A 17,046-nucleotide genomic window follows, 5' to 3' on the forward strand; every position below is an offset into this window, starting at 1 on the left:
CAAAATCAACAATTACAATTTTTGATCAAAAGACACACCTTGCAAAAAATGATAATTCCTTTTAGCGAAACCCAGTATTTAGTTGTTTCCAAAGAAGGGCAGCGTTATAAAAGCAAAGTGAATTCGCGCAAGATGAATAGCTACAATCATTACGTCACTGCCACTGTGCGCGGTTCTTTGTATAGTACCGCCAAGCGAAATAACATTCCTTATAAACTCATTCAGCAAATGACTGAAATTTTTACCTGGGATATTAATTTTGCCAAAGAAGTGCGAGCGGGGGATCAATTCACTATCATCTACGAAGCTTTTTATATTGAAAATAAAGTAGTTGGCACGGGTAATATTATTGCAGTGAGTTACAAAAACCGCGGCAAAACTTATCAGGCTATTCGCCACACTGATAAATCAGGGAACACGGAGTATTATTCCCCACAAGGGACCGGTTTAAAAAAGGCGTTCAATCGCTACCCGCTTCGCTTTAGCCATATCAGCTCAACTTTTAGCCTATCAAGGACACATCCCATTTTACATTACAGGCGTCCTCATAAAGGGGTGGATTTGGCAGCGCCAATCGGTACTCCGATCACCGCAACAGGTAATGGGCGTATTGAAATTATTGGCCGTCAGAGTGGTTATGGCAACATGATAAAGATAAGCCATAATAAACTTTATAGTACTATTTATGGACATATGTTGAGATTTCAAAAGGGCTTATCCAGAGGCTCCTATGTCAAACGCGGTCAAGTTATTGGCTATGTCGGACAAACAGGTTTGGCAACAGGTCCGCATTGCCATTATGAATTTCATATCAACAGGCAACCCAAGAATCCTACCACCGTTGATTTACCACGCGGATTACCCGTTCCCGCCAGAGAAATGGCTACTTTTAAAACCAAGAGCAACCTATTATTAGCTCAATTAAAACAGTATGAGAGAGCTGCTCTTGCCAGTAAAGGTCCTAATAAACCCCACAAAATAGCATAACCTGACCTGCACCCCATCTGTTCATTTTTTATACTAATAGACTATACTTCTAAGGTTTGATGCATTAAAGCAAGCATAAACCCTGTGGAGAAAGAAATGAGCAGAAAAGAGAAAACCCCTAAGGCTGAAAAAGTAACTACTACCAAGAAAAAAAAGCTTGGCTCTGAGAATTTAAAAGAGGTTAGTGGCGGTAGATTGAGTCCAACGCGTATCCCTTGGCTGCCTAGAGGAAGATAGCGCAACAATAGACAACCTAGGTAAAAAGCTGGCGTTTAGCCATCGATTGGAATAAACCATCCTGCTGCATTAATTCGTAGTAGGTGCCTGATTGGATAACTTCCCCCTGATTCATTACCAGGATTAAATCGGCTTTCTCGATGGTCGTTAAACGATGGGCAATTACTAAGCGAGTCGCTTTTAATCGTTCTAAACTTTCAATAACAACAGACTGGGTAAGATTATCCAGGGAACTGGTTGCTTCATCGAAGAATAGAATTCTTGGCTTTCTAGCCATTGCTCTTGCAATCAGTACACGCTGGCGTTGGCCTCCCGATAAGGTTCCTCCACGCTCAGAGACAATAGTATGCATCCCCATTGGCATTTTACGGATATCATCGGCCAAACCAGCCATTTCCGCAGCATGCCAGGCATCCTCCTGAGTTAAAGGTGCAGAGCCGACGATATTGTCAAACAAGGTGCCTGAAATTAATATACTATTTTGTAATACTACTCCGCATTGCTCGCGAACACGCTGTATATTTAACTGTTTAATATCGTGGTCATCAAAGAAAATATTGCCTTGCACGGGCTTTTCAAAACCAAGTAAAAGGCGCAAAAGTGTTGATTTCCCTGAACCGGAAGGCCCAGTAATAGCAATATATTGCCCAGGCTCAATTATAAAAGAAACGTCTTTAACAACTGTCTGCTCTTTAGAGGAATAAGAAAATCGTAAATGGTCTACCTCAAGCTTACCCTGTAACATCCCGGGATCAAGCTTCCCAGCGTAGATTTCAGGAATGTTTTCAATAATAGGCTTAATGCGTTTCATAATGGGGATACTGTTGATAACCGTACTGATTGCATCGGTCATTGCGAGCATACTCGCGGTAAACTGCCCTAAAGCCGCGTTAAACGCCAAAAATACTCCCAAACTGGGTGGATGTTCACGGCTAACAAATTGGGCAAAAATGATGACATACAATATAGTCAGGCATAAAGCATTCAAACTGGATAACAACGCGTTATACCAATTGGACTTATAGGTCTCCTTTTTTATCTGACTGTTTTTTATAGCCCACAATGAGAAAGCTGTTTTTTCGCGACCACTAGTCTGGATTTTACCAATACCCCCTAATAGTTGTACCACTATACCAGAGAGCTCCCCGCCAAGAGATGCTATCGCTTTATAATGAAAAAGTTGCTTTATGCTAATAAACAGTGTGTAAGCACAAACGAACAATATGATGCAAATAGCTGTTAAGGCCAATCTGACATCGTAATAAAATAATAGCGCAATACTAAAGAATGAAAAAATACCACTTAAAAGCGAGCTAATAACGACGCCAGCCATAATTTGCCGAACACTACTGGTTGCCATGGCCCTTTGGGCTAAATCACCGGTAGTAAATTGCTGAAAAAAAGTAACAGGAAGGCGAATAAGTCTATCCCAAATAGCGATTTCAAGATTAAGATTTAACTTAGAGCCGACCCGAAGCACGGTAATGGCTCGAACAAGCTCAAATAAACCAGCAGCCAAAGCTGCGACAACCAAAGCCCATACGATCTGATGCAATTGAAATTTATCGCCGGCAGGCACTACTTGTTCAAATAGAATGCCAGTAAACCATGGGGTAACTAAACTGAGTATCGCAGCAAAAGAACCTACCACTACCAAGCGAATTAAATCCCGCTGGCAACCTTGGAATGCAAAAGAAAATAAATCTCTAATTTTTAGTTTTTCCTTAGGTAGCGAAGAATAAATTTGCCAGGCTTCCGTTGAAAATAACTCTGCGTCCTCGAGGGTTAATTTTTTCCTTAACCCTTTGAGGGGATCAATCAAAATGGAACCACGAGCCCCCTTAGGAAGTATCAGATAAAATCCTTCTTCATTTTCTTTTTTTAATAACAGGGGGTGTGTAACAGTCTGCCACCAGTTTTTACTCAGCCGGACTTGGCGCGTTTGCATGTCTGTTTTTGATGCTATTTCCGCTATTTTCGTAAAAGTAATATGTTCAGCCAAGGCGATTTGATAAAACTGAGCTGCATTTTGTATACAAAACGTCAGTGTATTGCTTCGTCCTATTTTACCAATAGAGCCATAGTGATGCAGAATTGAAAGCATTTGCATATGAGCACGTTTGAGTACATTATTTTCAATTTTTTTCCTTTCGCTGATACGTTGCGCTTCCTTGTAACGCGCCAACTTGATAGTAGCCATTAATTGCGGCTGAATATGATGGTAAAAACTTAAGAGCTCATCATGTAATTGGTCGGGCGACCCGGCAGCGATATCGGCAGTAGGCTCTTTGGCATAGTCACTTTTATATTGATGTAAATAAGTAATAAAGTGTTGCTTCCACTGTTGTAAAGACTCTAATCGTGATGACTTGGCAAGGGCATCCCCGCGTAAGCGCTTTAAGGTAGTATTAACAGAGCAAGAGGCTAATAATTGCAGGCTCCCTTGTTTATCCCCCCCCTTCAATCCAATGAGGACTTCACCGGTTTTCCAGTGTCCTAAAGGATAACGCTTACCACACTCTTTTCCGCGAGTAGGGATTAGAAACACATCAACGCTCCCGCTGATAATTTCATAATGGCAATCAGTCGCAAGTAAATCAAACTCGCGAGGAAAAGAATCTTGCTTATCTGAAGTACCAGTCATTATTAGGCCTCACTCGCTAATAAACGACAATAAGCCCCTTGAAGAGCCACCAACTCTTCATGTGTACCACGCTCAACGACGTTGCCTCCTTCCAGTAGAATGATTTCATCTGCGTCACGTATCGTACTTAAACGATGAGAAATGATTAGCAAGGTACAACCCAAACGTCGTAAATGCGTGTCAATAACTTGTTCCATTTGTGCATCAAGCGCAGAAGTTGCTTCATCCAGGATAAGGATACTCGGCTTTTGGAGCAACGCCCGGGCAATTTCCAAACGTTGGCGTTGCCCACCACTAAAGTTGGTGCCACCTTCGTTAATCATGCTTTCGTAACCATTTTCTCGTTCACCAGTAATCGCGTCATGCATTAAGACTGCTTTACAAGCATTAAGTATTTCCTCATCCGGAACCAGAGGATCCCATAGGGTTAAATTGTCCTTAAGCGTTGCATGAAATAAATTGATATCCTGGTCCACGCTGGCAATTGAATGTACCCTTACCTCGTTGGGGATTTGCTGCAATAGTTTTCCATCAATCCAGATTTTACCTGACCAAGGTTGATAATAGCTGAGTAAGAGTTTACCAATAGTTGATTTACCACTTCCTGAACTTCCTACCAAAGCAACTCGTTTACCTGGTTTAATTTCCAGGGAAAATTTGGTTAATAAGGGCTCTGCGAGAGGGCTATAGCCAAATGTAACGTCTTCAAAAACCACGTGTCCTATCAGCTTATCAATCCTGGCGGGGGTTTTGGTGGTCTCCTGATAACGCTCTGCCAATTTATGCGAGGTAATATCTTCTATCGTTAATAAATCGGCTGTAGTTTCCTGAATCTTTCCGGCCAGCATCACCAACATTTTGATTGGATAGATAAATCCCCTGTATAACAGTTGAAACCCGACCACTGCTCCAATAGTCATCTCCCCCTCGATTGTTAACCAGGCACCCAACCCCAGGATGAGTGTATTGGTTAATAATTCCAACACGATTGGAATTACCGAAATACAATCTCTCGTCCATCCCAACTGTTGCTCAGCTAATAAATAGTTAGCGTGCATACCGCTAAATTTACGGAAGAAATCACCCTCTGCACCAGATGCCTTATAAGTTTCCATCATTTGCAAACCACTAATCGCAGTACTCATTAGATTATTTAACGCTTTGGTCTGCCGTTTGCTTTCACTGGCTCGTCGTTGTGCAACAAGAATGAGAATTAACACGTTAATTAAAGTCGAGAATATGACTAACAACGTTAAAGGTACACTTAACAAGAACAAAATGGCCAGATAAATGAAAGCCAGTAATATATTAACCATATTCGTGCCAAATTGTTGCGAAACTAAATTGGCAACAGTATCGCTAGCCTGTAAACGATTAAGGATATCCCCCAGATAGCGCTGATTAAAAAAAGACATGGGTAAGCGAAGTAAATGCCAGAAAAAGAAAGAACCATTCATTAGAGCCATTTTAGTCTCTAACCGACTCAACATAATTCGTTGATACCAGGTTAATAACGCATTAAAACAAGCCGCAATTACTAAACTGATTAAAACAGGCCTTTGCCAATTCGTCATATCCTGAATGAGAACCTCATCAATAAAGATCTTATTCAGCCCTGCGATAGCAATCCCCGGGATTGCCAATGCTAATGTGGCAAGTATAATGAAAATGACAGCTGCTGTGGAGCTTCGAAGCCGGCTCAATAAACTGGGTAACGCTTTGGGTCTATGGCCAGATTTAACAAATTGGGGACTTGGTGTTAACTCAAGGATAATACCTGTAAAACCTTCGTCAAATTCACCCCATGTTAAAACCCGGGCTCCGTAGGCCGGATCATTAATATAGACATGATGTTTACTTGCGCCTTCCAGAACCACAAAATGGTTAAACTCCCAATGAATAATGGCTGGTAAATGAGATTGTACGATCTCTTCAGGTTCAATACTGTAAGCATTCACCTCCATCCCATGTTTTTCTGCTGCGCGAAAAATATTATCGGCTCTACTGCCATCACGAGAAACACCACAATCATTACGTAAGACATCAAGAGGAATCCATCGGCCGTAATAAGCCAGAATAATTGCCAAAGCGACTGCACCACATTCAACAGACTCCATCTGCAAAATATTGGGTGTCTTGTTTATACGATAAAACAATTTAGTCATTATCATAATTCATTAGTCTATCCCTAAAAATTGTTTAATCGCCGGTATAAGCAAACTAATAGGAGGCTGCTTTTTAGTAATAATATCTGCTGTACATAAAGTACCGTTAGTCACAATCATATTAGGCCCCTTCGAGGTAGTCCATTTGTAATGACTTGGTGTATCTGCTTTGGTTAAATTAATCCGCACATACAACTGAGGCCCATACTTTGTAAAATCTTCCACTAATTTTTCATTCGACAAAACAGCCATCATGCTACTCTGACTACTGGGGAAATTCGCTACATCCTCGACAACACCTACAATACTACCGTATTCCTGTTTCGTTACTGTACTAGGCACTACCTGGGCTGGCATTCCAGGCAGAATAACCTTACCCATCCCCGCAGGCACATAAATCACTGCATCTACCGTTTCAGCGTAGGGTTCAATGTCCATAATCTTGACCCCACTTTGTACAATTTCCCCTGGTTTGCCAATGATGTTAATGATCTCCCCATCGACAGGGCTTAGGATAATACTCCCTACTTTAAGCTTTTTCTGAATAAGGGCTAAGTCCAGTTGCACCTGTAAAATACGATTACTGATTTCCACTAATCGTTGTTGATTGGCTTCCGTACGGCGCTTAAATTCGATAATGTTCTCCAACATCTTTTTTCTAATTTCATCACGTTGTTGTAATTCCTTGAAATAATTACTTTTTAGTTCGGCTAACTCTTGGCGAGAAACCACTTTATCAACTAATTTCTCTTGCTCATCGAGTGATTTTTTCAAATATTGCACATGAAGATTGGCATTTTCCAAATCTTTAGCCCAATTTTGTTGGAGTACAGTATTATTCTGTTGTTCGAGTTTAAAATCTTTTTGGATAAACTGGTGTAAATTGCCGCGCTGTTTTTGCAGTGAGTCCAGCATCTGTTGTTTATGTTCCAGTTCTAAAGCAAGCAAGGGTAGTTTAATAGTGGCCAATTGCTGGCCTTTCTTGACCAGATCACCAATTTTCACATTAACAGTTAGCAAACGACCTGAATCTTCCGCTATAACATCATATATTTTTTGCCCGCCGCTAATCAGAATTCCGTTACCAGAAATCCGTGTATCAATAGTACCCCATAGAGACCAAGCCACAATCATTGTCAAAAGAAGAACCAGGGCTGTTAATATGAGCCAATTTAAAGGAGGAACAATACGAAAAAGATTATCTAATTTTTCCGGACTGTTTAATCGGTGCAGACTTTTTTCACGAAACAATTTTGCCATAAATCATGCCGATCGATTAGCCTATGTTTTCAGTATATAGCTGATATTGCAGGATTTCGAATTCAAGAAATAAAAGTAGCCGTTGCCGTTTCATCAATTTTTAGAACTAGGGGCAACGGCAGGATTTTGGTTGGCACCGGGCTTCACATTTATTCCAGGCTTGCTACCTCCAGAGATATTTTTTAAATCTTCGGAAGAAAGTTTTTTGTTTCTTAGCTTGGCCCCTTCTTTTTTCACTTTTTTAGACATCTGAATCACCATTTAATTAACCCTATTGGTTGATTATAGTTCATCGATAAAAAAAGATAGCCTTCCCGCTAATCAAGCAAAGAGATAACGACAAATAGCCACACTTGCAATAATACCTGCGAGATCAGCCAATAAACCGGCCGGAATTGCATGTCTTGTCCGTTTGATACCGATTGCACCAAAATAAACGGCAATGACATAAAAGGTTGTCTCCGTACTTCCCATCATTGTTGCTGCGGTCTTGCCAATCAGCGAATTCCCTCCATGTTCATGGATTAATTCAGCCATTATTCCCGTTGAAGCACTACCGGAAAAAGGCCTAATGAGGGCTAAAGGCAGTAACTCGGTTGGCATACCAATAGCAGACAGCGCTGGCGCAAGCAAACTGCCAAGTAGTTCAAAAAAACCTGAAGCACGCAACATGCCTATGGCAACTATCATCGCAACAAGGTAAGGAATAATGCTTACACTGGTATCAAAGCCCTGTTTAGCGCCCGTTACAAAAGCATCAAAAACATTAATTTTTTTCAGAGCCCCGTACAAAGGTATCCCTACAACAAAAGCAAGGAAGATCCAGTTAGAAAATTGATTGGCAAAGTTATTCATTGATGCTACTCATGTCTTTAATTCGGTAACCAGGTAATTTAGCGAGTTTTTTAACCGCGATAATAGCAACTAACGTTGAAATAGACGTTGCAACCAATGAGCTAAAAATAACACTACTGGGATGCGTACTACCATTTGCGGCAAGAAAAGCAATTGCAGTAGCCGGAATCAGTTGCACACTGGAGGTATTAATTGCCAGAAAAGTACACATAGCGTCACTCGCTTCTTGCGCTTGTTCATTCAAGCGCTGCAACTCTTTCATAGCCTGCAAACCAAAAGGTGTGGCAGCATTGGCAAGCCCTAACATATTAGCCGATATGTTGAGTACCATGGCTCCCATGGCAGGATGATCAACTGGGACATCAGGAAACAAACGACGCATCACCGGCCGCAGTAATCGAGCAAAATGATTAACCAAGCCAGATTCTGAAGCAATGGCCATAATACCCAGCCATAGCGCCATGATACCCGTTAACCCCAGGGCGATCTCAAAACCAAGCTTTGCAGAATCTGTCACTGCATGGACAACTTGTTCGATACGCCCCTGGATTACTCCGACAACAACGGAAAGCAGGATCATCCCCAACCATATTGCATTAAGCATTCTTGTACCTCAACAACGTCATAGGTTAAAATATATACTCCACACGAATGAGGAACGTTATGAATAGGTTTTACCAGTATCTAAAAATAACAAAACAGCTTGTTTGGATTGGTTGTCTGGGCCTTTTATCATTCAATACCAATGCTGCTATTCACCCCAAACAACAACAGGCTATTGAAACAATAAATGAACTATACCACAGCCTGAATCAGATGCAGAAATCGGATATGACACACAGGCTTGATACCATTAGCGCCCAATTTTTAGGCAAGCCTTACGTCCTTGGCGCTCTCGGTGAAGGAAGCCATGCCCGCTTTGATCAAGAGCCTCGTTATCGAACAGATGCCTTTGACTGTGAAACTTATGTAACGACAGTACTGGCCTTGGCACTGGCTAAAGATACTACAGGATTTAAGCAGTGCCTAAGCAAACTGCGTTACCACAATGGACAGGTTAGCTACGTCACCCGTAATCATTTTACCGAGCTGGATTGGAACCTAAACAATCAGCGTCAGGGTTTTGTCAAAGACATCACTGAATCCTTTCAAGATAAAAGCAAAGCGCCTGTTGCCAAAATAGCCACCGCTTTGATTGATAAACCGTCCTGGTACCAACATTTCACCCTGGCAACCATCCGCTTGCAATCACAGGATAAAGCAGAGCAGACAAAGCGCTTAGCCGAACTCAAAACCAGAGGAAGCAAATTGCCAAAAACTAACGCGCAACTGCCATACATACCCCTAACTAGCTTGTTTAACGCAAAAGGTGAGCCCAATCAATATCTGTTTGCTCAAATACCTGATGGAGCCATTGTTGAAATCGTAAGACCGAATTGGAATCTGCGCGAACAAATTGGCACCAATTTAAATGTCTCCCACTTAGGCTTTGTATTTTGGAAAAACGGTGTTGCTACCTTCCGACAAGCGTCTTCAATCTACAATAAGGTTGTCGATGTTCCCTTAATTGACTATCTCAAAGAAGCCTATGAGAACAGCCCGACAATCAAAGGTATCAATGTACAAATCGTTGTACCGAAAAGCCCTCTGACTGATAGCTGTGGTGTCTCCGCATAACAAAGACCGGTCTCAACCTTGCTGGTGAAAAACCAGCAAGGTTGTCAATTTAAATAATACAATAGCTGCCAATAGCAATAGTTCGGTTATAAGGTAACTTATAAAATTCGATATTCAGGTTTGCAGAATAGTTACGCATTAGAAAAGCAAACAACTTTTCCTGCCAAAAAAACATGAGTGTCTTTTTTTCCCGCGAAGCCACAACATTCGGCACCTCAACAAGGTAAGTGGCCGCATCAATATTCAGTTCAAATGGCAGTAAGCCCTTTTTCTCATTCGCTCTGGTCAACGCTTGCGGAACAGAAATATTGTCCATGAACCCATAATGCAAGGTCAACTGACAAATTTTCTCATCCAGTCGCGTTACTTCAAAGCGTTGGCTGTAATGCACATGCGGTTTATTTTCTACCGTGTAATTTACAATCAATATATTTTCCGGGACAGCAAGGCTTAATTTAAGGAAATGGAGAAAGCTACCCCCACTGCGATCATAGATATCGGTAATGAAGATCGCTGTCAATCCTGATAATTGCTTAAGGGATTTATAATGTAACTGTTTGACAATTTTGGAAATATCTTCTTTCTGCATATAAAAATTATGAATTAAAAATTGCAATCCCAAGTTCCAGGTATACATGATGAAAGCAACAACCAAGGCAAAACAGACTGGCACCCAACCCCCTGTTAAAAATTTATGAGCATTAGCACCCAAGAAAGTCAAATCAATAAACAGGAAGGGGGTAAACACGAGAATGATGCGAAGTAAAGACCAATGCCAGACATGGCTTGCTGCATAGGCTACCATGGTTGTCACCAACAACATATCCAGGTTAACGGCAATACCATAAGCATGGGTCATCCCGCTTGAATTTTTAAACGTAAAAATAAGCAATAACGTACCAACTAATAAGACAAAATTCATTTGTGGAATATAAATTTGTCCCATATGTTCTTTTGAGGTTTGCACAATCGGTAGACGTGGGTATAAACCTAATAAAACAGCCTGTTTGGTTAAGGAAAAGGTGGCTGAAATCACCGCCTGTGAAGCAATTACCGTAGCAATAGTCGCTATGAGGATGAGAGGAATGCTGAACCAATCAGGAGAGAGCATATAAAAGGGGTTTTCGATGGCTTCCGGATGTTCAAGTAAATGCGCGCCTTGGCCGAAGTAATTCAATAGAAGGCCGGGTAAAGCAATGCTGAACCAACTATAACGAATGGGATTTTTGCCAAAATGACCGATATCAGCATAGAGGGCTTCCCCGCCTGTCATTACCAGGAAAACGCCTCCAAGCAAGAAATACCCTCTGAAACCATTTGTATGTAAAAAATCATACGCATAATAAGGGTTGATAGCTTCCAACACGACAGGATTATCAGCAATATGTACCGCCCCCAAGATACCAATGGTAACAAACCAAATCAGGATCATGGGTCCAAAAGCAGCCCCAATTTTTCCAGTGCCTTTAGATTGCATAATAAAAAGCAAAATCAGGATGGTACAGGATAAGGGAATAATAAAGTCATCAAACTGAGGCGCGATGACTTTAAGACCTTCTATGGCGCTGGTCACTGAAATCGCCGGTGTTAACATCCCGTCGCCTAATAGAAGGCCGGCACCAAAGATAGCCAGAAGATAAAAAAGAGACTCATGAGTCGTCTTTTTTTGCTTAAGCAGTGCTAATAATGCCAGAACGCCGCCTTCCCCCTCATTATCTGCGCGAAAAACGATGACTAAATACTTGATGGAAATAACAAGAATCAATGACCAGAAAATTAACGATAGAACACCTAGCACCTCTACCAAATTGATTGGCAAACCACTTAAGGTTTCACGCATGGCATACAGAGGACTGGTACCAATATCCCCAAAAACAACCCCTAAAGCACCGAGGGCTAAAGGGAAAGAAACTTTTTTCTCAGATATCATAGTTAAGGGTATTGTGAATAGCGTTATCTAAACCACTATAACCAATCAGAATAGGATTGCGTAGTATTTATAAAACTATTTTTAACTTAACAACTTATTCCAGCAACTGTTGATTGCGAAATAGAGATGGATGCTTAATAATGGAAAAATTCTTCTATTAAAGGAGCGGGAATGTCACACAAGAGCTCTCTTGGGCGCTTGGCCTTTGTTAGTTTATTGACTTTTGCTTTGAGTGGCTGCTTCCGCCCACCCTATAACAATTTCAAACCCTATAATCGTACCTATATCCCGGCCAGCCAGGGTGCTTTGGCTGGAACCGTTGCTGTTGCCGCAGCAACCGGACCTGTAGGGGTAGGAACAGCAGCTGGAGCCGCGGTAGGTGCTCTCATAGGGCTTAATAAAGAGAGCCGACGAGCGGTCATTAATGAATTAAAAAAATTTGATATCCAATTTGTTGAATATGGCGACACACTCACACTCATAGTGCCTACCGATCGCTATTTTATTTTTAACAGTGCACGCTTCAATGAACTCTGTTATCCAGGCTTATACAGCATCATCAAGCTGATCAAAATGTATCCTCCACACTGCCCCGTTTATGTTGCAGGTTTTTCTGATAATGTGGGTTCGCGTGACTATAAAAGAAAAATGTCACAAGCTCGTGCTGAAACCATGTTGACCTTTTTATGGGCTAATGATATTCCTTCACAACGATTGATTGCAGAGGGTTATGGTGATAAAAACCCGGTTGCGGACAATCAGCTTGTTCATGGCAGTGCTCAAAATCGCCGCCTGGAAATACAGTGGTTTAACAATTGTTCGGTGGCGCAGGCTCAACCTGCTCCTTTTAGAGGCGTTTTCAAGTAGTTTTACTACCATACGCGCCCAGTAACTGGTAGGTGTATTGATGAAATCCAGATTTATTGGTGGGATCCTTCTTATTGTCGGCACGTCGATTGGTGGCGGGATGCTTGCCTTGCCTGTAGCGAATGCAGCAACCGGCTTTTGGCAATCCTCTCTTTTTTTATTGCTATGCTGGGCAATCATGACTCTCGGCGCGTTATTTATTCTGGAAGCCAACCTTTATTTACCGCCCGGTAAGCATATGGTTTCTATGGCTGCAGCAACACTTGGTGTGCCAGGTTTATTCCTGGCCTGGTTGAGTTATCTTTTTCTTCTCTACACCCTTTTGGCCGCTTACATTTCCGGGGGTGCCGACGTCTTTGGCAATTTATTTAGCAAAATCGGCATTCCTATTGGCGAATGGCAAGCCAGCCTTGTGTTTACTGTCCTTTTTGGTCTGGTGGTTTACGGTGGCATTCGCCGCGTGGATCTACTAAATCGCGGTTTAATGTTTGGTAAATTAGCAGTCTATCTTCTTCTCGTAGTATTGATCGCCCCCCATGTTAATTTTACCCACTTTCAGGGAGGACATTACCAATACATCACCGGCACAGTGATGATTTTGATCACCTCATTCGGCTTTGCAATCATTGTACCTAATTTGCGTGACTACTTTAATGACGATGTCAAGGCTCTCAAACAAGTCGTATTAATTGGCTCACTGATCCCTCTTTTATGCTATTTAGCCTGGGATGCCGTCATCATGGGTAGCCTCTCTTCCCATGGGGAACAGGGTTTAATCGCTTTGATGCATGATGCCCATACCACAAGCGCGCTGGCAGCGACCCTATCTAACACCGTGCAAAATAACGTGATTAGTTCTTTGTTTAATTTCTTTACTTCCATCTGTATGCTAACTGCTTTTCTTGGTGTTTCACTTTGTCTCATTAGTTTCCTGGCAGATGGCTTAAAGATGACACAGAAGGGTAGGCAGGGTTTTGGTTTGTTTCTGCTAACTTTCGTTCCACCCCTGCTCATTGTGATCTATTATCCTGGTGCCTATATCCACGCTCTAAGCTATGCTGGTATTTTTTGCGTGATCTTATTGCTTCTTCTGCCAGCATTGATGACGTTGTATGGTAGAAAAAAATTTTCAAGCCGCTATCAAGTTCCTGGCGGTAAAATAGCCCAATGGTTAGTTATCATTTCGTCGGTAGTATTACTTATTAATGCAATTTGGCAGTTAGTAGGTTAATCTAGTTAATTCATATCAGTAAACTAAAATACCATTGACTGCAGTAGGTATTTTAATTTATCATATTGTTTTAATTTTATACAAATGGATGTTACAGTGCCTGACTCGAAATTCATTGGTGGTATGTTGCTCATTGTTGGCACCTCCATTGGCGGAGGAATGCTCGCTCTCCCCGTATCAACGGCAGAGGTTGGCTTTACCAATTCAATTTTTTTCTTGATTATGTGCTGGCTGGTTATGACCGTAGGTGCCTTACTTATTCTAGAAGTGAACTTACGTTTACCGGCCGGTTCTAATATGGTATCGATGGCAAAGTTCACTCTTGGAAAACCGGGACAAATTATTGCCTGGATCACCTATCTTTTTCTTCTCTACACATTGCTAGCCGCCTATATTTCCGGCGGTAGTGACGTTTTTAATGGTTTACTGCAAAAAGCCCATATTCCTCTCCCTAGCTGGTTAACCTCACTCTTGTTTACTTTGCTATTTAGTTTCGTTGTGTATGCTGGTATTCGAGCCGTTGATTACGTTAATCGCGGCCTTATGTTCGGTAAACTTGGTGTTTATTTGCTGCTGGTTATTATTATCAGTCCGCATGTGGATCTGAGCAGCTTGCGTGGTGGCTCTATTAAAGCCATTACAGGTAGCCTGATGATTTTAATCACCTCGTTTGGCTTCGCTTCGATCGTACCGAGTTTGCGTGAATATTTTAATGACGATGTTCATGCGTTGCGTAAGGTTATTCTTCTTGGTTCCCTGGTTCCCTTGACTTGCTATATTCTTTGGGATGCAGTAATCATGGGTGTCGTAGAGCGAGAGGGCAGTGATGGTTTACTGGCCCTTATGACGAATGACCATGCTACTAGCGGCCTAACCAATGCATTGAGCAATGCCGTGCAAAGTGAATGGATTACTGGCTTTTTTGGCTTTTTTACTTCGATTTGTATGATAACCGCTTTCTTAGGGGTATCCATTGGCTTATTTGATTTTTTAGCCGATGGTCTGACACTGAAGAAAACCGGATTACAGGGTAAATGGACTTTAATACTAACCTTTCTCCCGCCGTTGGCAGTTGTATTAATTAATCCTGGCATTTACCTGCATGCCCTAAGCTATGCAGGAATTTGCTGTGTCATTCTCTTATTGCTTTTACCTGCGTTGATGACTTGGCGCGCCAGAGCAGTTGATCCTCGCGGAGGGATTCAACTCGTTCCTGGTGGTAATTTAAGTTTAGGGTTAGTTACTTTAATAGCCGTGTTTCTGCTTACTCTCGCAATTTAGTTTAGTCGCGGGCAATCTGCCCGACAAATTGCAATTCTACTAAAGCGCCTACTTATTTCATCCAAACTACAAATCTCAGACATTAGAAAAGGTGATGTCTGGGTTCTGTTCTTGAAGGCGCTCGGCCATTTCCTTGGCCAGCTCATGATTGAACAATTCCTCAAACGCGAGGAAATCTAGCCAATAGGTCTGTAATACCAATAAGCCCTTGTACCCCATCTCTAAATTGTTTGCTAATAATCGTTCAGCCACTTGTACAAATTGATGATCATAATGTTGGGTAATTGGTTTTATAGGTACTGACAAATTAGCTAACATTTTCTCAAACGCTTTATTAAAATAGTGAGTAACTAACTTAGGTACCGGCAAATTGCCATCAAAAATACGATGATCAGCACTGATAGATACTGGAAGAATATCCTGTGGTTCAAACTCTTGAGTCTCTTTATTCCATACAGGCTTACGTTCGACTTCTAACAGGGTAATTTTCATCGCTTCGGATGAGCGCAAAGGTGATTTAGTTCGGGCATAACCGCAAAAACCGATATTACTTAAAGAGACAACGGAGTTTCCAGGCATGGGATAGGCGTAAAAATCATTTGCAAATTCATATAATCCTTTATTAACAATAGCCTTTAGATGAGGATATTCTTGCTCAAGCTGTTCCCGCCTCTTATAACAGTAAACCATCACTCTGACAATATTCCTTACTCTAACCGCTAACTCTTGTACAGTTGTTTGGTGGCAGTTCTCAAAAACAATAGTCCCAATGTGATCGCCGCATTCCGGTAATTTAACAATTAAACCAACATAGGCTTCCTTACTCTGATACATTTTCTGATGGCTTAGAAAAGAGCGGAAAGAATCATGCTCACTTATCCCCATGCTTATAGCGTGCATCATAAGCGTAGTGATGGTTTCTGGGGGAAATTTTTTATTAAAAAAATCAATGCAACTTACATTGAGATTAAATTCACCTACCATAGTCGGATCACTGGGATTATCCCATTGAGTCATGAATACTTTGCGAATAGGCGTCATTTCAATTTCATGGTTGAGTTCAGCATACCGCTGGATACGTGGGAAGAGCTCATGCGCAACTTTCATGAAAAAGTACCAATTTTCACTTGGCTCAAGCCCTATTTTCTTTATCTGCTCAGTATGTTTCCTATCCAGCTCTTGCAGAAATTCAATTGCACCATCAACACCCTGTAATGCTACTACTGAAGCCACATATTTATATTGTAAAAAAATATTGCTCAGTAACTGGTTTTCCAGATATTCAAGCTTACTGCGCATAAGATCGTGCTCAGGTAGCCCAATATCACGATATAAATCGGCCTCACATACATGTCGATGTTCATCATCAATAATCGTTGTAAATACTTTTTCAGCAATTCCCTGTCGCTGCAGGCTCTTGAAAATTTCTTCAATCCACCCTTCTCCAATTAAATTTAATAAAACTACCGCAATCTTGGGACAATCTTCGTTACGAATAAAATTACATAGATGTTCAATATTTTCGTTGTATGCAGGGGGTAAAGCATGTGGTGCGCACAATAAATAAACAATTTTGGTAAATACCATGCCATGGAAAATTTCATCCAGCAATTGAATTCTCATACGCTTTTGATCTGCGGGAGAGGACATCTTGGATTCAAATTTTAATGGCACCTGGATTGCTAAAACTTCCAATTGAGCCAATAAAGAGAACGTATAGATATAAAACAATTTATCATGCTTTAACTCGAAAGGAAGACCATCCTTAAATAACTCGTCCATCCGGTTTTTAATCAATTCCTTTTCTTCGCTGGAAATACGGTTCCAACCCTCTAAAATCCATTGTTCAGAGCCCCAGGAAGGTCTCAATAGTTCGCTAAGTTCGTTCACGTATCATCCAGCATCTAAATCG

14 protein-coding genes (1 of these 14 cut by a window edge) are annotated in these 17,046 nt (G+C 41.4%); 6 read left to right on the forward strand and 8 right to left on the reverse strand.

Going from position 1 to position 17,046, the window contains the following annotated elements; all coding sequences use genetic code 11:
- Positions 1-987 carry the 3' portion of a peptidoglycan DD-metalloendopeptidase family protein gene (locus DYC89_RS12725; protein WP_115222118.1) on the forward strand. 489 nt of this gene lie to the left of the window's left edge, so only the last 987 of its 1,476 coding nucleotides appear in the window; its start codon lies beyond the left edge, outside the window; its stop codon occupies positions 985-987.
- Between the two features lie 96 nt (positions 988-1,083).
- Complete coding sequence (locus DYC89_RS16540) at positions 1,084-1,224, forward strand: hypothetical protein (protein ID WP_181879400.1); 141 nt, start codon at positions 1,084-1,086, stop codon at positions 1,222-1,224.
- 16 nt (positions 1,225-1,240) lie between these two features.
- Here the strand turns inward: DYC89_RS16540 and DYC89_RS12730 are convergent, their stop codons facing one another.
- From DYC89_RS12730 to DYC89_RS12750, 6 genes are all read right to left on the reverse strand, one after another.
- Positions 1,241-3,868 carry an NHLP bacteriocin export ABC transporter permease/ATPase subunit gene (locus DYC89_RS12730; protein ID WP_115222119.1) on the reverse strand — a complete coding sequence of 876 codons (2,628 nt, stop codon included), beginning with the start codon at positions 3,866-3,868 and terminating at the stop codon, positions 1,241-1,243.
- Between the two features lie 2 nt (positions 3,869-3,870).
- Positions 3,871-6,033, reverse strand: coding sequence for an NHLP family bacteriocin export ABC transporter peptidase/permease/ATPase subunit (locus tag DYC89_RS12735; RefSeq protein WP_181879401.1), 2,163 nt, complete (start codon positions 6,031-6,033; stop codon positions 3,871-3,873).
- Positions 6,034-6,045: 12 nt separating this feature from the next.
- Entirely contained in the window at positions 6,046-7,293 is a 1,248-nt protein-coding gene (locus tag DYC89_RS12740; RefSeq protein WP_115222121.1) for an NHLP bacteriocin system secretion protein, read from the reverse strand.
- A gap of 93 nt (positions 7,294-7,386) precedes the next feature.
- A complete protein-coding gene (locus tag DYC89_RS16545; protein ID WP_181879402.1) occupies positions 7,387-7,542 on the reverse strand; it encodes a hypothetical protein in 156 nt (51 codons plus the stop codon).
- A 72-nt stretch (positions 7,543-7,614) separates the two neighbouring features.
- Positions 7,615-8,148 carry a spore maturation protein gene (locus DYC89_RS12745; protein ID WP_115222122.1) on the reverse strand — a complete coding sequence of 178 codons (534 nt, stop codon included), beginning with the start codon at positions 8,146-8,148 and terminating at the stop codon, positions 7,615-7,617.
- Positions 8,141-8,752, reverse strand: a complete 612-nt coding sequence (locus DYC89_RS12750) for a nucleoside recognition domain-containing protein (protein WP_115222123.1) — start codon at positions 8,750-8,752, stop codon at positions 8,141-8,143. The genes DYC89_RS12745 and DYC89_RS12750 overlap by 8 nt, the downstream gene beginning before the upstream one ends.
- Positions 8,753-8,811: 59 nt before the next feature.
- Here DYC89_RS12750 and DYC89_RS12755 point away from each other — a divergent pair, with 59 nt between their 5' ends.
- Positions 8,812-9,825, forward strand: a complete 1,014-nt coding sequence (locus tag DYC89_RS12755) for an N-acetylmuramoyl-L-alanine amidase-like domain-containing protein (RefSeq protein WP_115222124.1) — start codon at positions 8,812-8,814, stop codon at positions 9,823-9,825.
- Between the two features lie 49 nt (positions 9,826-9,874).
- Here DYC89_RS12755 and DYC89_RS12760 read toward each other — a convergent pair whose 3' ends face one another.
- Positions 9,875-11,755, reverse strand: a complete 1,881-nt coding sequence (locus tag DYC89_RS12760) for a potassium transporter Kup (protein WP_115222125.1) — start codon at positions 11,753-11,755, stop codon at positions 9,875-9,877.
- Between the two features lie 171 nt (positions 11,756-11,926).
- Between DYC89_RS12760 and cmpA the strand changes: the two genes are divergently transcribed.
- The 3 genes from cmpA (at position 11,927) to DYC89_RS12775 (ending at position 15,134) form a co-directional block, all read left to right on the forward strand.
- Positions 11,927-12,622, forward strand: coding sequence for a C-OmpA-like family protein CmpA (cmpA, locus tag DYC89_RS12765; RefSeq protein ID WP_115222126.1), 696 nt, complete (start codon positions 11,927-11,929; stop codon positions 12,620-12,622).
- Positions 12,623-12,662: 40 nt separating this feature from the next.
- Positions 12,663-13,853 carry an amino acid permease gene (locus tag DYC89_RS12770; protein WP_115222127.1) on the forward strand — a complete coding sequence of 397 codons (1,191 nt, stop codon included), beginning with the start codon at positions 12,663-12,665 and terminating at the stop codon, positions 13,851-13,853.
- A gap of 96 nt (positions 13,854-13,949) precedes the next feature.
- Positions 13,950-15,134 (forward strand): amino acid permease, encoded by a 1,185-nt coding sequence (locus DYC89_RS12775; RefSeq protein WP_181879403.1) that lies wholly within the window; start codon positions 13,950-13,952, stop codon positions 15,132-15,134.
- A 75-nt stretch (positions 15,135-15,209) separates the two neighbouring features.
- Here the strand turns inward: DYC89_RS12775 and DYC89_RS12780 are convergent, their stop codons facing one another.
- On the reverse strand, positions 15,210-17,024 hold the full coding sequence (locus DYC89_RS12780; protein WP_115222129.1) for a 2-oxo acid dehydrogenase subunit E2: 1,815 nt from the start codon (positions 17,022-17,024) through the stop codon (positions 15,210-15,212).
- Positions 17,025-17,046 lie beyond the last annotated feature (22 nt).

Origin of the sequence: Legionella donaldsonii, from assembly GCF_900452385.1 — a bacterium.
In the GTDB taxonomy this organism is placed as follows: Bacteria; Pseudomonadota; Gammaproteobacteria; order Legionellales; family Legionellaceae; genus Tatlockia; species Tatlockia donaldsonii.